This window comes from Tepidanaerobacter acetatoxydans Re1 (assembly GCF_000328765.2).
GTDB lineage: Bacteria > Bacillota > Thermosediminibacteria > Thermosediminibacterales > Tepidanaerobacteraceae > Tepidanaerobacter > Tepidanaerobacter acetatoxydans.
The window spans coordinates 505,095-522,474 of sequence record NC_019954.2; the positions used below are offsets into that span (position 1 = coordinate 505,095).

16 protein-coding genes and 1 riboswitch are annotated in these 17,380 nt (G+C 36.5%); of the genes, 12 read left to right on the plus strand and 4 right to left on the minus strand.

Going from position 1 to position 17,380, the window contains the following annotated elements; genetic code table 11:
• Window positions 1–95 precede the first annotated feature (95 nt).
• Together TEPIRE1_RS02350 and TEPIRE1_RS02355 are read right to left on the minus strand one after the other, a co-directional pair.
• Entirely contained in the window at window positions 96–998 is a 903-nt protein-coding gene (locus TEPIRE1_RS02350; protein ID WP_013777591.1) for a peptidylprolyl isomerase, read from the minus strand.
• Window positions 999–1,252: 254 nt separating this feature from the next.
• Complete coding sequence (locus TEPIRE1_RS02355) at window positions 1,253–1,903, minus strand: SGNH/GDSL hydrolase family protein (RefSeq protein ID WP_013777592.1); 651 nt, start codon at window positions 1,901–1,903, stop codon at window positions 1,253–1,255.
• 367 nt (window positions 1,904–2,270) lie between these two features.
• On the opposite strand from TEPIRE1_RS02355, the gene TEPIRE1_RS02360 reads away from it, so the two are divergent.
• From TEPIRE1_RS02360 to TEPIRE1_RS02385, 6 genes are all read left to right on the plus strand, one after another.
• Window positions 2,271–3,884: a response regulator gene (locus tag TEPIRE1_RS02360; protein WP_013777593.1), complete on the plus strand. Its 1,614-nt coding sequence runs from the start codon at window positions 2,271–2,273 to the stop codon at window positions 3,882–3,884.
• A 58-nt stretch (window positions 3,885–3,942) separates the two neighbouring features.
• Window positions 3,943–4,965 (plus strand): sensor histidine kinase, encoded by a 1,023-nt coding sequence (locus TEPIRE1_RS02365; RefSeq protein ID WP_015294930.1) that lies wholly within the window; start codon window positions 3,943–3,945, stop codon window positions 4,963–4,965.
• On the plus strand, window positions 4,928–6,379 hold the full coding sequence (locus TEPIRE1_RS02370; protein ID WP_013777595.1) for an ATP-binding cassette domain-containing protein: 1,452 nt from the start codon (window positions 4,928–4,930) through the stop codon (window positions 6,377–6,379). The genes TEPIRE1_RS02365 and TEPIRE1_RS02370 overlap by 38 nt, the downstream gene beginning before the upstream one ends.
• A gap of 253 nt (window positions 6,380–6,632) precedes the next feature.
• Window positions 6,633–8,150, plus strand: coding sequence for a sugar ABC transporter ATP-binding protein (locus TEPIRE1_RS02375; protein ID WP_013777596.1), 1,518 nt, complete (start codon window positions 6,633–6,635; stop codon window positions 8,148–8,150).
• 34 nt (window positions 8,151–8,184) lie between these two features.
• Complete coding sequence (locus TEPIRE1_RS02380) at window positions 8,185–9,219, plus strand: ABC transporter permease (protein WP_013777597.1); 1,035 nt, start codon at window positions 8,185–8,187, stop codon at window positions 9,217–9,219.
• Between the two features lie 41 nt (window positions 9,220–9,260).
• Entirely contained in the window at window positions 9,261–10,244 is a 984-nt protein-coding gene (locus TEPIRE1_RS02385; protein ID WP_013777598.1) for an ABC transporter substrate-binding protein, read from the plus strand.
• Window positions 10,245–10,392: 148 nt separating this feature from the next.
• Here the strand turns inward: TEPIRE1_RS02385 and TEPIRE1_RS02390 are convergent, their stop codons facing one another.
• A complete protein-coding gene (locus tag TEPIRE1_RS02390) occupies window positions 10,393–11,577 on the minus strand; it encodes a 6-phosphofructokinase (protein WP_013777599.1) in 1,185 nt (394 codons plus the stop codon).
• 240 nt (window positions 11,578–11,817) lie between these two features.
• Window positions 11,818–11,921, plus strand: a riboswitch (TPP riboswitch).
• A 90-nt stretch (window positions 11,922–12,011) separates the two neighbouring features.
• Between TEPIRE1_RS02390 and thiT the strand changes: the two genes are divergently transcribed.
• On the plus strand, window positions 12,012–12,647 hold the full coding sequence (thiT, locus tag TEPIRE1_RS02395; RefSeq protein ID WP_013777600.1) for an energy-coupled thiamine transporter ThiT: 636 nt from the start codon (window positions 12,012–12,014) through the stop codon (window positions 12,645–12,647).
• 91 nt (window positions 12,648–12,738) lie between these two features.
• Here the strand turns inward: thiT and TEPIRE1_RS02400 are convergent, their stop codons facing one another.
• Window positions 12,739–13,179 carry an Hsp20/alpha crystallin family protein gene (locus tag TEPIRE1_RS02400; protein WP_013777601.1) on the minus strand — a complete coding sequence of 147 codons (441 nt, stop codon included), beginning with the start codon at window positions 13,177–13,179 and terminating at the stop codon, window positions 12,739–12,741.
• A 210-nt stretch (window positions 13,180–13,389) separates the two neighbouring features.
• Between TEPIRE1_RS02400 and acpS the strand changes: the two genes are divergently transcribed.
• The 5 genes from acpS to TEPIRE1_RS02425 all read left to right on the plus strand — a co-directional run bounded on the left by acpS (window position 13,390) and on the right by TEPIRE1_RS02425 (window position 17,238).
• Window positions 13,390–13,812, plus strand: coding sequence for a holo-ACP synthase (gene acpS / locus TEPIRE1_RS02405; RefSeq protein WP_013777602.1), 423 nt, complete (start codon window positions 13,390–13,392; stop codon window positions 13,810–13,812).
• Window positions 13,760–15,376, plus strand: coding sequence for a bifunctional ADP-dependent NAD(P)H-hydrate dehydratase/NAD(P)H-hydrate epimerase (locus TEPIRE1_RS02410; protein ID WP_013777603.1), 1,617 nt, complete (start codon window positions 13,760–13,762; stop codon window positions 15,374–15,376). Before acpS ends, TEPIRE1_RS02410 begins: the two co-directional genes overlap by 53 nt.
• Window positions 15,336–16,517: an alanine racemase gene (gene alr / locus TEPIRE1_RS02415; protein ID WP_013777604.1), complete on the plus strand. Its 1,182-nt coding sequence runs from the start codon at window positions 15,336–15,338 to the stop codon at window positions 16,515–16,517. The genes TEPIRE1_RS02410 and alr overlap by 41 nt, the downstream gene beginning before the upstream one ends.
• Before the next feature lie 93 nt (window positions 16,518–16,610).
• Complete coding sequence (locus TEPIRE1_RS02420) at window positions 16,611–16,886, plus strand: CopG family ribbon-helix-helix protein (protein ID WP_013777605.1); 276 nt, start codon at window positions 16,611–16,613, stop codon at window positions 16,884–16,886.
• A 1-nt stretch (window position 16,887) separates the two neighbouring features.
• Window positions 16,888–17,238: a type II toxin-antitoxin system PemK/MazF family toxin gene (locus tag TEPIRE1_RS02425; RefSeq protein ID WP_015294938.1), complete on the plus strand. Its 351-nt coding sequence runs from the start codon at window positions 16,888–16,890 to the stop codon at window positions 17,236–17,238.
• The last annotated feature ends 142 nt before the right edge of the window (window positions 17,239–17,380 follow it).

Sequence of the window (17,380 nt, forward strand, 5' to 3'; positions counted from 1 at the left end):
ACAAGTCTATTATATAACAAATGATGCAAAATATCAAGAAGCGCGGCGCCTGTAAGTTCGAAACTTTACAGGCGCCAGATAACTTTGTTGTTTGTTTATATGAGCGTTTCTATCTTGTATTCGCCAAATTTTTCTTGGATCCAAGTGCTAAATGCAGTTGACAGTTTTTCCTCCAGCAAGATATTTTTTACCTCATCCTTGCTTTCTTCATAAGTTGCTTCTTTTGCCTCTTTTTTGTCTTCAACCTTGATAATATGATAGCCGAATTCTGTCTTTACAGGATCACTAATTTCTCCTGCCTTTAGAGAAAAGGCGGCTTCTTCAAACTCTGGGGTCATTTGTCCCTTTGAAAAGTAGCCAAGCTCTCCACCCTGCTGATTATTTGAGGTGTCGGTAGAATAAGTCTTTGCAAGTTCTGCAAAATCTTCTCCGTCTTGCAATTTCTGCTTAACCTCTTTTGCTTTTTCTTCAGTGTCGACCAAAATATGGCTTGCCTTTACCTGCTCCGGCGTGTCAAAACTTGCTTTATTCTCATCAAAATAGCTCTTTATTTCGCTTTCCTCTATTTTAATTGTAGGTTCAAGCAGTTTTTTGACATTTAGATTCATTTTAATGTTCTCTTTTATCTCATCTAAAGAATAGCCATACATTTCAAGAAACTGAGTAAGTGCTTCTTCGCCGCCGTATTGCTCGGCCAGTTTATCGACTTCTTTTTGCACATCTTCTTCTGACACAGTTATATTTTGTTTTTTAGCCTCAAGCTCCACTATTTTATTGGCGATTAAGGAATTTAATACTGCGTCGCCGTTTTCTTGAACTAACGCATCATACAATTCATCCCTCGTAATAACTTCATCATTGATACGTGCAACTACATTGTTGTCAGCCTTTTTAGCCGATGTGCTCGTATTACAAGCAGATAAAATTAATGGTATTGCCAATGATAAAACTATGATCGAAGCTAGAAATTTTTTGTGCTTAATTAAAATTGTCCTCACCCTTTAACTGTAATATTTTTTGACTATCTAATAGTATATCAGTTTTTAAGTAATTGTGTCTACAGCTTATTAAAAGCTTTAATGCTGGAGATATGTGTTTTTGACCTTTAAAAATGCTTCTAACTACTATATATAATTATGTCATATAGATTGTGAATAATGATGGATAAAAATAAGTGAAAATAAGTGAAATTAAGTGAAATTATATTAGAAGTCCTGATGATGCGTGAAGTTAAAAGAAAAGACCATAAAATTCAAGAAACATATATATGTTCTTTTATATATTTTGCAACTTCTTTCCCCAATATGGCATGACTTTCTGGATCTAAATGCATACCATCTATTTTGCTGGTTGATATAAATTTAGACGAATCTAGTAAATGGCATTGCCCACTCAATACTGCTGCAAATTGTTGAGGAAAATGCTTGCTTTTTTCTACGGTTTTTTCAAACTCAGGAATCAGATAATCCACTTGCCTAGCTTCTTTAGGAATCAGAATTGGAGGCGGGATTATGACAAGGATTTCTGGTGAATCTAAATTAGGGCCTGTCTCACTTTTTTTAATAATATTTACCAGCATTTCTACACTCTGCGCTATTTCAGTAGAGGTTACACTAAACCTGTATTTTAAATCATTGCTTCCTAAAAATAATACTACCAAATCTATGGGCTTATGAGTATGCAAGCATGGCAATAAATAAGCTTTTCCATTTCTATATTCACCTCTAACCGGATCATTCCAAACAGTAGTCCTGCCATTTAAGCCTTCAGAGATAACATCATAATCTTCCCCAAGTTCATTTTGCAATACACCGGTCCAGCGTATATGCTTCGGGTATCTGCCAGTGCCATCAGGCTTATACCCCCAAGTGTTTGAATCTCCATAGCAAAGTATAGTCTTCATTAGTTTACTCACCTCATATAATAAATTTTACATTTACTTATATCATAACATGTAAATCAAGGGAAATGCATACATCTTTGCATTAGATATTTATGAAGGTTCTCAAGGCTTTTTGAGAATACGCACAGCTATGGCAGTTATAGATATTCCTAATAATAGAAATATCAGATATATCATACATTGTAAAAGTGATAACAGTCAAGAAAAGAATTTTGAATTTTCGTCCCATGCAGGAAATTGGATTTCTTTAAAGAATATATATATGATTCCACCGTAAAGAGTAATTTTTGATAGGTGGTTTTATTTTGAGTTTATCTTGCTAAAAGGTTATCATGACTAAAAATCTTAAGAATAGAGGGGTAGCTTCATGATAAAGGTTGTAATAGCTGACGATGAGGTGAGGGTATGCAAATTGATTTGCAATCTTATAGATTGGAAAGCATTAGATATGGAGATAGTTGTGGTAGCTCATAATGGCATTGAGGCATTGGAATTAATAGAAAAACTTCAGCCTGATCTGATGGTTACTGATATACGCATGCCGGGATGCGATGGGCTGGAAATGATTGAGAAGGGCAAGCAAATCAAAGAAGATGTTGATTTTATAATCATAAGCGGGTACAGTCATTTTGAATATGCTCAAACTGCTATAAAATACGGAGTCAGGGATTATTTACTAAAACCAATTAATAAAAATGAACTCTTAAATACATTAAATAAAATACGTGAAAAATACAGGCAGAAAACTCAACAATTATCCAGAGAAGAGGAATTGCAACTTCAATTAAAAGATAACATAGACAAATTGCGGTCTGGATTTTTCGTAGAGATGTTATTAAGTAAAAATGCAAATCGGGCGGATATGAAGATTGATGAAATTAACAAAAACTATCTTTTTAAATTTCAACCTGCCTGCTTTCAAGTTTTTATCGTTAAAGTGGACTGCAAATACAAGGATTTATGTGAAAATATGAATGTAGTAGGCGAGAAAATTGTACAAACACTGAACAAAAGTCTAGGCAAAGAATGTTTTGACGTAGAAACTTACCTTAAAAACAGTAGGGTCTACGGTATCCTAAACTATGATAAAGCGAAGCAGGATGTGGTACGTAAAAAACTCAAGTCAAGTTTTGACGATATCCTTGTGCAACAGCGATTATACCATGAAATAGAATTTACTGTTGGTCTTGGGAGACCTGTGGAAGATATTAGACAATTGGAAGATTCTCTCCTTGAGGCAGAATGGGCTATAAGACAGCGCCTAGTAGAAGGAACAGGAAATTTACTGGAGTATGCGGAATTAAAAAACCACCATGAAAGTTGTGACAGTATAATAGCAGAACTTACCGAAAACATAGAGAGTCCTTTGGAAGTTTTAGATTCAGAAGGTGTTATTTGCGAGATTAATTTACTAAAAGAAAAGATGCTAGATAAACCGAATATTTCCGGCCAAGAGATATTTGATTTAGTAACGGCTATTTATAGTACTTGCTTGATGTTATTGAGGAAGTATAAGTTTAATATAAGTGACTCGGAACTGCTTTATGAAACCTTTTTATTACATGCAGACCTTTGCAGCTCTGCAGAGGAACTGTTTGAGCTATTAGTAGAGAACATTTGTAAATCTTTAGGCATTATTGTAAAAGATAAAATGCAAACTGATATTAAACCAATTTATATGGCAAAGCAGTATATTCAGCAAAATTATATGAAACCCATTACACTAAAAGATGTTAGCGATTTTGTCGGGTTTAATGATTCCTATTTTAGTTTTTTATTTAAAAAAGAAAGCGGAAAAAATTTTACAGAATACCTTTCTGAAGTAAGGCTGAATAAAGCAAAGGAACTCTTGAAGGAAACGGATATGAATATTGCCAATATTTGTGAAGTAGTAGGGTACGCTGATTTAAAACATTTTAGAAAGAGTTTTACAAAATATACCGGTCTTAGACCGAATGAATATAGAAAATTATATGCTTAGGAATATGATGGTTATGAAAAATAAAAATGCTCATTATATATCTTTTCGAGTGTCCCATATGTTTGTGGTATTACTGGTCTTTATAGCTTGCCTGCTATTTGCTCTTACTTTAATATCAGTAGCCAATAACAAATACATTCCGATGCTTATAATAAGCTATGCGGTATTTTTTATTATTGCATGTGCGTCATACAAGCGGATATACCTTCCATATAAAGAAACGTCCAAGGTCTTGAAACTTTTTGCAAAGGGTTACACCATACAAGGCATTTACCAGCTTAGATGGCCACTTAGCCCGGAAATGGATCAGGCTATTAAAAAAATCAAGGCGATTTTTGATACAAGTGATTTGATAAATGCGACAAAAAAGCAGTCACAGTATCTAGCATTGCAAAATCAAATAAATCCTCATTTTTTGTATAATAGCTTAGAAGGTATCCGCGGTGAAGCCGTTGTGGCCGGCTTGGATAATGTAGCTGAAATGGCGGAAGCGTTGGGAGTCTTTTTCCGATATACGATTTCTAACATGGAGAATTTGGTTACATTAGAGGATGAACTGACAAATATTGAAAATTACTATATTATTCAACAATATCGCTTTGGAGAGCGCCTGAATTTAAGCGTCAAATATGATTGTGAGGATAAAAAAGAGGTATTAAAGTTGCGCTTGCCTAAGCTAACATTGCAGCCTATTGTAGAAAATGCAATTTTTCATGGAATTGAAAGGAAAATGGGCAAGGGCAATGTTACCATTAGAATTGAAACCACTCCCAAGCGGCTCATCATAACGGTGTCTGACGATGGATTAGGTATACAGGAAGAACAATTACGAGAACTTAACAAAAAACTTAATACACAGTCTTTTGATTATATGAGGACTGACGGTGAAAGGAGAGCCGGTATCGGCATAATAAATGTAAATAATAGAATCAAGCTTTTATTTGGAGAAAAATACGGGATTGATATTTACAGCACAGTAAATTTAGGTACAGATGTAGAAATTACGTTACCGAGAATTACCGAAAAAGGTGGAGAAAGTCCGGATGAAAGAAGAAGTTTTTCGTATGGAACGGGTAACTAAGATTACTGATGGTGTGACTTTTTTAGATAATTTCAGTATGCATGTTTTTAAAGGGGAAATTATGGGTCTTGTATGTGTCAACGCCCATGGCAAAGAAGCTTTAATTAAACTGCTTTGCCAAAATACGCCTATTCACTATGGACATATATATTTTCAAGAAAAATTAGTCAATAGCTATCAACATAGTGGCATGGATATGAATCCGGTATCCATCATTGAAAAGCAAAGCCGATTAGTAGAGGACTTAACGGTAGCGGATAATGTATTTGTAATGAGAAGAGGCTTTAAAAAATACGTAATTAATCCAAAAGTGCTTAATACTCAGTTTAGCCTATTTGCAAAAGAATTGGATATTCAAATTGATGGAGAAGAATTAGTATCGCATTTATCTTTTTTTGAAAAATGTGTAGTAGAAATCATAAAAGCAGTTGTATCAAATGTCAAATTGATTGTTCTAAGAGATATCAGCAACTTCATAAGTGCGGTTGATCTGAAAAAGATTCATGATATTTTACGCTATTACTCAAAGCAGGGCATCTCATTTTTATATATCTGCAATCATCATGAAGAAGCCTTTAAAATTTGTGATAGGGTTTCTTTAATGGAGAATGGCAGGCTGTTAAAAGTACTAAATAAAAGTGAATTTAGAGATGAAATGATAGAGCCATATACCCTTGATTTTAGTCATGTGGGTTCGGCAATTGCTTCTAGGAGTAGTAGTAAGGGCATGTTAAAATTTCAAAATGTTTGCACAGAATATATCAGCGATATGAGCTTTACAATTGAAAAAGGCGAGTGTGTTGCTTTTTTAGATATAAATAATACTACTTTAACAGATATTATTAAATTAATTAACGGAGAAATTGAGCCCAAATCTGGAACTATTTTTCTTGATGGTGATAATTATATTGAGAAGATTGCAAAATTAAATAAAAAGGTTTGTTTTATTCAAGAAAACCCTATTCAGACAATGTTATTTTATGAAAGAAGCTATTTAGATAATCTATGCTTCCTGCTGGATAGGAAGCTGTCCAATCATTTTTGGCGCAGCAAAAGTGTTAAAAATAGCATCATCCAAGAATATGAGCCATTGTTAGGGGAAGATATTTATGCGGATGACATAAGAAATTTGACTCCAAAGTCCCTATATAATTTAGTCTATTACAGAGTTCATCTTTACAACCCAAAGGTTGTTTTTTGCATGCAACCGTTTTCGGGCGCAGATATGTATCTTAGGCATCATGTAATTCAGTTAATTGACCAACTTAGAAAAAAGGGAATTACAGTGGTTATTTTAGCTGTTAGCATATCGGATTGCCTTACTGTAGCTGATCGACTTATTGTAGTAGAACAAGGGAAACTTCGAGATAAATATGACAGCGAAAAATTTCCGCTGTTTCGTGCAAGCCAATAATTAATCTTAGTTTATAACTAGCCATTGTCAGCAACCCGGATTTAGTATTACCGAGGAGCTTACAGTGGCTTTTTAATATGTAGAAGGATTTAACTTTCCAGAAAAATACATATTATTAGATTGTCATAAAATTAAATGAAGTCCCAAAGAATACCCCCCTAATTCCAAAGACTACCTCTTTGTTATGTCAAATCACAGATGATATAGTGGTAAATAGGTGAGCGAATACTAAATCTAAGAACAGGTGAGGTTCATGCAAGAATATATAGTCGAAATGGAGCATATTTACAAAACTTTTCCGGGAGTAAATGCCTTAGATGATGTATCACTTAATTTAAAGGCTGGGGAAGTTCTTGCTTTACTTGGGGAAAATGGCGCAGGTAAATCAACTTTGGTAAAAATCCTAAGTGGTGTCTACACACCTGATAGCGGCGATGTCAGGATTTTAGGCCAAAAAGTAGATAATTTAACTCCTAAAAAGGCGCAAGAGCTAGGTGTAGCGATTATACATCAAGAATTGAACATGTGTCCACATCTCACAGTAGCAGAAAATATCTTTTTAGGCCGTGAGATGAGTCAGAAAGGCATTTTGTCAAGTCGTGAAATGAATAGACGGGCAAAAGCTATTCTTGAAAAGCTTAACATTGATATTTCTCCAGACACAATTGTCGGCGATTTAGCAGTTTCTAAACAGCAGATGGTGGAGATTGCAAAAGCTCTTTCAATAAATTCTAAAATACTGATAATGGATGAACCTACATCCGCCTTAACCTCTAAAGAAATTGATGACTTGTTTAAAATAATACGAAAGCTAAAAAGCGAAGGCTGTGGTATCATATATATTTCCCATCGCTTAGAGGAATTACAGCACATTGCCGATCGGGTCATGATTATGCGAGATGGAAAGCACATTATAACTAAAAACTTCTCTGATATTACAATGCCGGAAATTATAACTTATATGGTAGGCCGAGAAATTAAGCAGAAATTCCCAAGGGTGGTTACAGATCGAGGAGAAAAAATATTTGAGGTAAAGAACTTAAATGCAGGCAGAATGGTACGAAATGTCAGCTTTGAACTGTATGAAGGCGAAATTCTGGGAATTGCAGGCTTGATGGGTGCAGGGCGCACGGAAACCACTCGTGCTATTTTTGGAGCTGAGCCCAAAGAATCAGGTGAAATCATCTTACATGGCAAGACCATAACGATTGATAGGCCGATGGATGCAATTAAAGCAGGGATAGTGCTAGTCCCGGAGGATAGAAAAAAAGACGGTTTATGCACTGAGTTAAGTGTTCGCGAAAATATTGCATTACCTAATTTAGATATACTTTGTAATAAGCAGGGTGTGGTGGACTTTCAAAAAGAAAAATCAATAGTAGACAAAGCTATAAATGATTTAAGCATTAAACTGCCAAGTCCCGAAGTAAATGCAGGCAGCCTTTCGGGAGGAAATCAACAGAAGGTTGTTGTAAGCAAATGGCTTGCCAGAAACTCTCATGTAGTGATATTTGATGAACCTACAAGAGGAATTGACGTAGCAGCAAAGGTAGAAATTTATAATATTATGAATGACTTAAAGCAGCAGGGAATAGGTGTTATATTTGTTTCTTCGGAAATGCCGGAGATAATGGGTATTAGTGATAGAATACTTGTTATGTGTGATGGGAGAATCACCGGCGAGCTTAACATTGAAGATGCCACACAAAATCTTATCCTTGAATATGCAACAAAATTCGAGACTAAAATAAACAATGCTGCTACTGCCTAAAAACAACATAAATAGATCTATAGGAGAGATATAAATGAAAAAAAGAAAAGATCAGAGTATATTTAAAAAAATAATGGCAACTAGGGGCATGGGTCAGGTCGTATCGGTAACATTCGGTCTTATTATAATTTGCATTGTATTTGGCATATTAAATCCAATATTTTTTTCAAGCAGGAATATTAGTAATCTGCTTCGTCAAATTGCTCCTATTCTGATAATCGGCATAGGTCAATCATTTGTCTTAATTACAGGCAATATCGACCTTTCTATAGGTTCTGTTATCGGTATGAGTTGTATGATTTCAGCAACAATGATGACAAAAGGAGTTAATCCATGGGTTGCTGTTGTGATTACATTTTTTTGCTGCCTAGTGGTTGGCGTAACAAACGGACAGTTGGTTGCAAGCTGCAAACTGCCGCCATTTATTGCAACACTTGGCACTATGACTATTGCAAGGGGCATAGCTCAAATTGTAAATAATAACTACAATACTGATTCGATTGGGGCTGCAGCAAATGGTTTCAGGAACTTTTTTTACTATGGTAAAATCTTAGGAATATATAATACCATATGGATTGCAGTTGTCTTGTGGCTAGTGTTTAACTTTATTCTTAGCAAAACCAGAACAGGTCGCTATATTTATGCGATTGGCAGCAACATAGAAGCATCAAGGCTTTCAGGTGTTAATATAATTGCTACTACTACAACAGCTTATGTTGTCAGTTCGATTTGTGCTTGTACAGTCGGCCTTATTACTTGCGCTATAAGCGGCATGGGTACTATGGATGCTGGTACCGGTTATGAGATGTTTGCGGTTGCTGCTTCTGTTATTGGCGGTGTAAGTACTCTGGGAGGGCAAGGAATTTTGCTGGGAACCGTGGTAGGAGCTTCTATCTGGGGAGTATTGCAGAATGGCTTACAATTTGCCGGCGCGCCGGTTGCCATACGTAATATTGTGATTGGAATCATTGTTGTGGTTTCTGTTTTATTGGACGTTATTGTTAGAGGTGGAAGTATAAGAAAGAAAAGGGAAAAGGTGATTTCAGATTCTGGTGAAATTAAAGCATGATGCTTTAATTTATAAAAACTAAAAACAAGGAGGAATAGAAAGTGAGACTTCTAAAATCTAAGTTGTTTGCGTTGTTGCTGTGTTTGGTTTTGATTGCTAGCTTTGCAGCCGGTTGTGGCAATAAAGAAGCAAATAAAGGAGCACAAGAGTCTACACCTACACAAACAAATGGAGGTAAAGCCGATTCCCAAAATTATAAAGTATATTTAATTACAATGGATCAAATGGATCAGCACTGGGTAAATGTAGATAAAGGATGTAGACAGGCAGTATCTGAGCTGGGTAATATTGACTATAAGTGGTTAGCCCCTGATGTTAAAGATGATGCGAAACAGATTGAATGTATTAATAATGCTGTAGCTGGTGGAGCGGATGCGATACTGCTTGCTGCTAACGGTCCTGTAGCAGTTCAGTCTGCACTCGAAGAAGCCCAAGCAGCTGGTGTTAAAATTGTCTATGTCGATTCTCCGGCGGATTTTCCCGCTATTCAAACCTTAGCGACTGATAACAAAGCTGCTGGAAAGACAGCCGGTGAGGAAATGCTTAAAGCGCTTGAAGCTGCGGGCATTAAGGAAGGTAAAATTGGCGTTATTAGCGTAAATGCCGCCACAGCATCTACAGTGGCACGTGAAGAAGGTTTTAGGGAAGCATTAAAAGGCAGCAGTTTTGAGGTTCTTGAAACACAGTATTGTGATGGTGATGCGGCCAAATCCAAGGATGCCGCTGCTAATTTCATAACCCAAGGCTGTGTGGGTCTATTTGGAGCTAATGAAGGTTCAACGGTTGGAATTGGCAATGCTATCAAAGAAGCCGGCAAGAATGTTATAGGAGTTGGGTTTGACAAGTCAGATGCAATTCTCAATCTCATTAAAGAAGGCTATTTACTCTGCACAATGGCACAAAACCCGGAAGTGATGGGTTATGAAGGTGTAAAAACTGCTGCGAAGGCCTTAAATGGTGAAGAAACTGGCCATGAGTTTATTGATACAGGTGTGTCGGTTATAACAAAAGACGATGTTAAGTAGTTTATAATAATTTGGCTTACAGACATAGAATACCGCAAAACTGTCCCAAGGTAGTTTTGCGGTATTCTATTTGCAAAAAAATATCACGGGTATAACCCGTGAATTATTGTTAAGGCTGTACGAATCACATTAGCACATACTTGCTTGCCTAAATAAACCTTATATATTTAGGTATGCCGTTTACATAAGGAACTTTTACCTCGCCTTGAATAAGTGGCAGCATGTAATCGATGGCATCCTGTGTAACCCACCTATTTTTACTATCTATCCACTGGCTAGGCAATAGTTTAGTACGATTGGCAACTTCGGATAGGGGAACTGTTCCAGCTTCAAAGCCGTTATCAGTGTTCTTGATAGATATCATTATATCGCTTACGCCATCCATGATTTTTTTTACAGCAGCCTCTCCAACCATGACAGCAGCCTCATTATCTGCAAGTGAAGCCGCATGAGCCGCACAGCGCTGGATAATTGACAGCTCAACAACCTTAACCCGTTTTGTTATATTTTCAGTTACAAGATGTCTCATGTAATGTCCTACGCCGCCCATTTGTACATTTCCAAAGGCATCGGCTTTCTGCTCGTTTAAATAAATATAATTACCATCCTTGTTCTTGAGGCCTTCAGAAGCTACTATAAATACTTTGCCGTTATTTCTTTTAAAAGTTGTCTTGACATCATTTAAAAATTCATTTTCATCAAAGGGTATTTCAGGGAAATATATTAAATGAGGTGAACTGACAACATTATCACGAGCCAATGCACCGGCGGCAGCCAAAAAGCCGCTATTCCGTCCCATAACTTCCACAATAGTGACGATGTCCTTTGCATAAACATCAGCATCCAACGACATTTCACGCACGCTTGTAGCTATATACTTTGCAGCGCTTCCATAGCCGGGGCAAAAATGTGTATTCACAAGATCATTATCAATAGTTTTAGGCACACCTATGACTTTAATGTCCCTACCTATCTTTTTAATATACTCCGATAATCTATGGGCAGTGTCCATAGAGTCATTACCGCCGATATAGACAAAATAACCTATCTGATACTTGTCAAAGGTTTCAATTATTTTTTCAAAATCCTCATCTTTGAGTTTATGTCTGCAGGAGCCGAAAGCTGCCGATGGTGAATATCTTAAAAGATTTAAATCTGATTCGCTGATATTGGTCATATCGATCAAATTATTTTGTAATATACCCTCGATACCGAATTTTGCTGCATATAATTTAATTTCGTATTTTCTGGCTTCTTTTATAATACCATAGCAACTAGCATTGATAACTGATGTAGGACCTCCTGATTGGGCGAGAACAAGGTTTTTTTTCAAAAGATTCACTCTCCCTACATAATAATTTTAAATAAAGTGAAAATTATGTTTTTTATAATTATCTTTATGATAGCTTATCCTGCTTTAGAAATACTAAATTTTCTTTCATCATTATAGCATTAGATTAATAGCTAAACAAGTCGAACATTTCCCTTCCCTCTTCTTAGCTATAGTATTTCATGCTTGATATATTTTCTAAATCATGCTATATTAAATTCAGCAAAATAAATATTTATATTTTATGTCCACTAGGGGAGCGCGGATAGCTGAGATAGTGAGTAAACTCACTGACCCTTGAACCTGCTCTAGGTAATGCTAGCGTAGGGAAGTGGTTTTAGTATGTAAATAAAGCCGCTAACCTTGTTGTTGGCGGCTTCTTTGCCATCTACTCTCCGGACATATTGCATTTTCACAGGGGGAGGAGGTGAGCTAAGTTGAATACTGCAGTTAATTTTTTCGAAGACTTTGCGGAAATAACTCCAATAACATGGCTTGTTTTGTTTTGCATTTTTGCGTTTGTGGTGGTGCTTAGCACCCTAGGGAAACACACAAAGTTTAATACAAAAGCTATTGTATATGGTGGTCTTTGCGTTGCAGTTGCCTTTATACTGTCCTACATTCGGTTATATCGCTGGCCGCAGGGGGGTTCTATAACTTTGGCAAGTGCACTGCCAATATTTATCTATGCCTATATTTTCGGACCGGCTGCAGGTTTGATGGCTGGAACAGCATATGGTCTTTTGCAACTTGTTCAAGACCCATATATATTACACCCGTTTCAGGTCTTCCTGGATTATATTTTAGCCTTTGCAGCATGGGGACTAGCTGGATTTTTCCGTAATAATATCAGTTTAGGTATTATCGCAGGAGGTCTTGGCCAGATATTTTCAAGTTTTCTTTCAGGAGTCATATTTTTTGCGTCTTTTGCTCCTGAAGGGATGAGCCCCATTGTCTATTCAATAGCAGTAAACGGCACGGTATTAGGAACAGATATTTTAATATGTCTTTTGATTTCAATGATTCCTAAGGTCCGAAAAGTTATTGAACAGCTAAAGAATCAAGTAAAATAAAAAATTTTTTAGCATTCATACCAATTATTGATACAAAAAAACCGGGAAAAATGATATGATACTTCCCGGTTTTTTTGTATACTATTGTATGCTATTCAATATCTATAATTTTTCCGCTCGGCTTTGAGATTTCTAATTTTGGCAAAATAACCTTTAAGACGCCATTGTTAAAGTTTGCTTTAATCGCATCACTTTTAACATTGTCTGGGATAGGAATGGACCTGGAAAAATTGCCTTGACGGCGTTCGCGTCGAATAAAATTCTTATCTTTTTCTTCGGTGGCTTCCTCATAATTTGCGTTGATTGTAAGGATGTCCCCTTCATAACTAATTTTAATATTATCCTTATCACAGCCGGGAAGATCTGCTTCAATTATATATTCCTTATCGGTTTCCCTTAAATCCACTTTAAAAGGCTTAAAATCAAACTCGTCAAAAAAATTTGTTAAATCATCAGTGTTAAAAGCCCAGTCAAAAAACTCAGGAAGTAAAGTCTTACGCCGCCTCCAAGGCATCAAACCTCTACTTTGCATAATATTTTCCTCCTTTATCAAATGTAAATATTTACTAATATTATACCATAAAGGTCAGGATAGGTCAATAAATTTTTAGTTTAAATTTAAAAAAACGAAGGTTTTTATACATAGATATAGAAACTATATATATATTTATATGGTATACGGTTGTATTGATTATTTTATGCTTATTTTAAAAATATAATTCATCTTATACAGAGGCTTGATATGCAAATTGGTGTGGATATTATTGAAATAAATAGAATAAAAAAAGCTTGTCAAAGGAAGGCATTTGAGAAGCGTTTCTTTACTTGCAGGGAGCTTAGTGAAATAAACGGCAAAAAGAATTATTACATGCATCTTTCCGGAAAATATGCCGCAAAAGAAGCTGTGGTAAAAGCATTAGGTACTGGTTTTCGCAATATAAAATGGAAAGATATAGAAATTTTAAGTGATATATCTGGAAAACCGATAGTTGCTATAACAGGGAAAGCTCTAGAAATATTCAAGTCAAAGAACTTTAAAAGCATGCTTGTTACAATTTCGCACAGTAAGGAATATGCTATAGCTTTTGCTGTAGCACTTGGAGGTGCAGAAGATGAAAGCAGTGAGTCCCTCTACTATGAGGAAGATGGATCAAACAGCCGTTGAAACTTACGAAATTCCCGGAGTTGTTCTCATGGAAAATGCCGGTAGAGAGGTAGCGTTGGCTGTAAAGAATATGTGGGATTGTCAAAGAGAAGATAAAAGACCGGCAAACATGACAAAAGTTGTATTATTCTGTGGTAAAGGCAACAATGGCGGTGATGGTTTTGTAGCTGCTCGGCACCTAGCTAATATGGGTTTTGATACAAATGTGTTTATTATAGCAAATCCAAGCAGCATAACAGGTGATGCAGCTATAAATTTGAAAATTGCAAAGAATATGGGCTTAAAGATAAAAGTCATTGATGAAGAAACAGATTTAAATGCAGTAATGAAAATGACAAGCAATGCCTCAATCTTGGTCGATGCCATACTTGGCACAGGATTAAAGGGTGATGTGAGAGGTATTGCTCGAAATGTAATCGAAATGATTAACAAATCAGAAATTCCGGTAATTGCTGTGGATATACCTTCAGGGATATGTGGCGAAACGGGGAAGGTGCTTGGAAATGCAGTGAAGGCTGAGCAGACGGTTACTATGGCTGCTCCTAAAATAGGTTTACTACTCTATCCCGGAGTTGAATATGTAGGTAAGTTAATTGTTGCCGACATAGGTATGCCGATAAATTTAATTGAATCTAATGAAGCTGAGGCTGAATTTCTGGATTGCAAGTGGGTTTCGAATTGTTTTAAAGAATATCCTCCTGACGCCCATAAAGGCACTTTTGGCAAAGTCTTTGTTATTGCCGGCTCCTATGGAATGACAGGAGCAGCGGCTCTGTCGGCAGAAGCCGCGGTGAGAAGTGGAGCGGGCCTGGTAATACTTGGAATTCCCGAAAGCCTGAACGACATCCTTGAGGTAAAACTTACGGAAGCTATGACAATACCGCTTCCTGAAACGCCAGAACGCTGTATTAGCATTGCTGCTCTTGATAAGGCATTACAGTTTGCAAACCAAAGTAAGGTTGTAGTCCTGGGGCCGGGTCTTTCTGCAAAAAATGAAACAAAACAATTTGTAATGCAGTTTATTCTAAACTGTAAAGTGCCAATGGTTATCGATGCTGACGGCTTAAACGCTTTGGCAGAATATCCGGAGACCTTAAATAAAGCACAAGCTCCGGTGATTATTACTCCACATCCCGGAGAGATAGCCCGACTTCTTTCTATAACTTCATCGGAAGTTCAACAGGACAGAATATCTTCTGTTAAGACAGCAGCCAAGAGGTTCGGCTGCACAGTAGTCTTAAAGGGTGCCAGGACTTTAGTCGCTACTTCCGAGGGAAAGTTGTTCATTAATCCTACGGGTAATGCTGGGATGGCTACTGGCGGCAGTGGCGATGTACTTTCAGGTATTATTGGAGCTTTTTTGGCTCGCGGCATGAAACCTTATGAGGCTGCAGCAGCAGGTGTATACTTGCATGGCTTAGCCGGTGACCTTGCAGCCAGGGAAAAAGGAGAAATATGTCTTGCAGCCGGAGATATTATTGATTATTTGTATAAAGCAATAAAGGATATTAAGGAGTATAAAGATGCCCAAAGAACTTCTAAATATCAGACCTACTTGGGCTGAGATTAATTTAGATGATTTACGACATAACTTATTGGAAATTAGAAGAATTACTTCCACCAACGCCAAATTATGTGCGATAGTAAAGGCAGATGGATACGGACACGGAGCCGTAGAAGTTGCACAGACTGCTCTTTCTTGTGGAGCACATTATCTTGGAGTGGCATTTTTGGATGAAGCAGTAGAACTAAGGGAAAAAGGCATAAAAGCACCCATCCTTATTTTGGGTTTTACACCTGAAAATCAATTTGATACAATAATAGAACACGATATTACTCAGACCGTATATAGTCTAAAATCTGCAATTTTGCTTTCTGAAAAGGCTTTAAAGCGAAAGAAAAAAGCCAAAGTTCATATAAAACTTGATACGGGTATGAGCCGGATAGGTTTTCAAACGGATGCATCTTCTATTTCAGATATCAGAAAACTGTTTCAGCTTGAGGGCCTAAAAGTAGAAGGCATTTTGACTCATTTTGCAAAGGCAGATGAAAAAGATAGAACAGTTACTGAAGAACAATTTCGAATTTTTACTGAAGCGGTAAATACTATTGAAGCAAAAGACTACAAGATACCAATAAAGCATATTGCTAATAGTGCGGGTATTATAGAGTATCCAAATACACATCTTGATATGGTTCGACCAGGCATTATCCTTTACGGCATGTATCCTTCAGATGAAATTACCAAAAGTAAAATCCATTTAAAACCCATACTGAGTTTAAAAACTCGAGTAGCTCATGTTAAGTCATTGCCGAAGGGCAAAGCAATTAGCTATGGTGGAACATATATAACTGAAAGGCATACCATTATTGCAACACTACCGGTGGGGTATGCTGATGGCTACTCAAGACTGCTTTCGTCCCGAGCCCAGGTACTGATAAATGGGCAACGAGCTCCGGTTGTAGGACGTATTTGCATGGATCAATGCATGGTAGATGTTACTGACATACAAGGTGAGGTAAAACCGAAAGATGAAGTTACATTAATTGGAGCCGATGGCAGCGAGAGAATCGAGGCTGAAGACATAGCAAAAATCATAGGAACTATAAATTATGAAATAACTTGTGGTATATCAAAAAGAGTGCCAAGGGTATATATTAGTAATGGTAAAATACAAAATATCAAAAATTTTTTGGTAAAATAGGTATATTTTTCTTGCCCGATTGACATAATTATATTGATATATATAATAAATTATGTACTTGCACGTTGCTTTAAAAATTTAGGGGGTGCCGGTATGGCGGAATTAAAACGCATTGTTGTTAGTTTGCCGGATAATTTATTAGAAGAGGTAGATTATTTCGTTGCTTTGGAAAATAGAAATCGCAGTGAATTTATTCGCGATGCAATGAAATTATATATTAAAGAAATGGAGAAGATAAGGATAAGGGAACAGTTAAAAGCCGGTTACATGCAGATGGCAGAATTAAACATAAAATTTGCAGAAATGGGGATATGTGAGGATTACAAAGACTTTGTACTATATGAAACAAGACTTTCGGGGTGTGAATAATGTGCTGGTTAGGCGTGGTGACATATTTTATGCAGACCTAAATCCGGTAGTCGGATCGGAACAGGGCGGCATTAGACCGGTATTAGTGGTACAGAACGATGTAGGAAATAAATACAGTCCTACTGTTATTATTGCTGCAATTACTTCGCAGATCGATAAGGCAAAACTGCCCACACATGTAGAATTGCAAAGCAAGGATTATGGTCTTGAAAAGGATTCGGTAATTTTGCTTGAACAGCTTAGGACAATAGATAAGCGAAGGCTAAAAGAAAAGATTACAATTTTAGATCAGGATATAATGAAAAAAGTCGATGAAGCATTAAAAGTTAGCCTAGGGCTTGAGGAACTGTAATGAAAATAAGAAGATAAGGCTTCCGTATTCCCTTAATGTATACAGTTTTATTACTTTAACTGTCTACTTCAAGGAGAGCATTTCAATAAAATAGCGGGAGCCTTAATTTTATGTCAATCATTGTTAAATTAAACATGATTTT

Excerpts from the sequence above, each read along its gene's own strand:
- TEPIRE1_RS02355 (WP_013777592.1), bottom strand. The coding sequence starts at position 1,903 with ATGAAGACTATACTTTGCTATGGAGATTCAAACACTTGGGGGTATAAG.
- TEPIRE1_RS02360 (WP_013777593.1), top strand. The coding sequence starts at position 2,271 with ATGATAAAGGTTGTAATAGCTGACGATGAGGTGAGGGTATGCAAATTG.
- TEPIRE1_RS02365 (WP_015294930.1), top strand. The coding sequence starts at position 3,943 with ATGTTTGTGGTATTACTGGTCTTTATAGCTTGCCTGCTATTTGCTCTT.
- TEPIRE1_RS02370 (WP_013777595.1), top strand. The coding sequence starts at position 4,928 with ATGAAAGAAGAAGTTTTTCGTATGGAACGGGTAACTAAGATTACTGAT.
- TEPIRE1_RS02375 (WP_013777596.1), top strand. The coding sequence starts at position 6,633 with ATGCAAGAATATATAGTCGAAATGGAGCATATTTACAAAACTTTTCCG.
- TEPIRE1_RS02380 (WP_013777597.1), top strand. The coding sequence starts at position 8,185 with ATGAAAAAAAGAAAAGATCAGAGTATATTTAAAAAAATAATGGCAACT.
- TEPIRE1_RS02400 (WP_013777601.1), bottom strand. The coding sequence starts at position 13,179 with ATGCAAAGTAGAGGTTTGATGCCTTGGAGGCGGCGTAAGACTTTACTT.
- acpS (WP_013777602.1), top strand. The coding sequence starts at position 13,390 with ATGCAAATTGGTGTGGATATTATTGAAATAAATAGAATAAAAAAAGCT.
- TEPIRE1_RS02410 (WP_013777603.1), top strand. The coding sequence starts at position 13,760 with ATGAAAGCAGTGAGTCCCTCTACTATGAGGAAGATGGATCAAACAGCC.
- alr (WP_013777604.1), top strand. The coding sequence starts at position 15,336 with ATGCCCAAAGAACTTCTAAATATCAGACCTACTTGGGCTGAGATTAAT.
- TEPIRE1_RS02420 (WP_013777605.1), top strand. The coding sequence starts at position 16,611 with ATGGCGGAATTAAAACGCATTGTTGTTAGTTTGCCGGATAATTTATTA.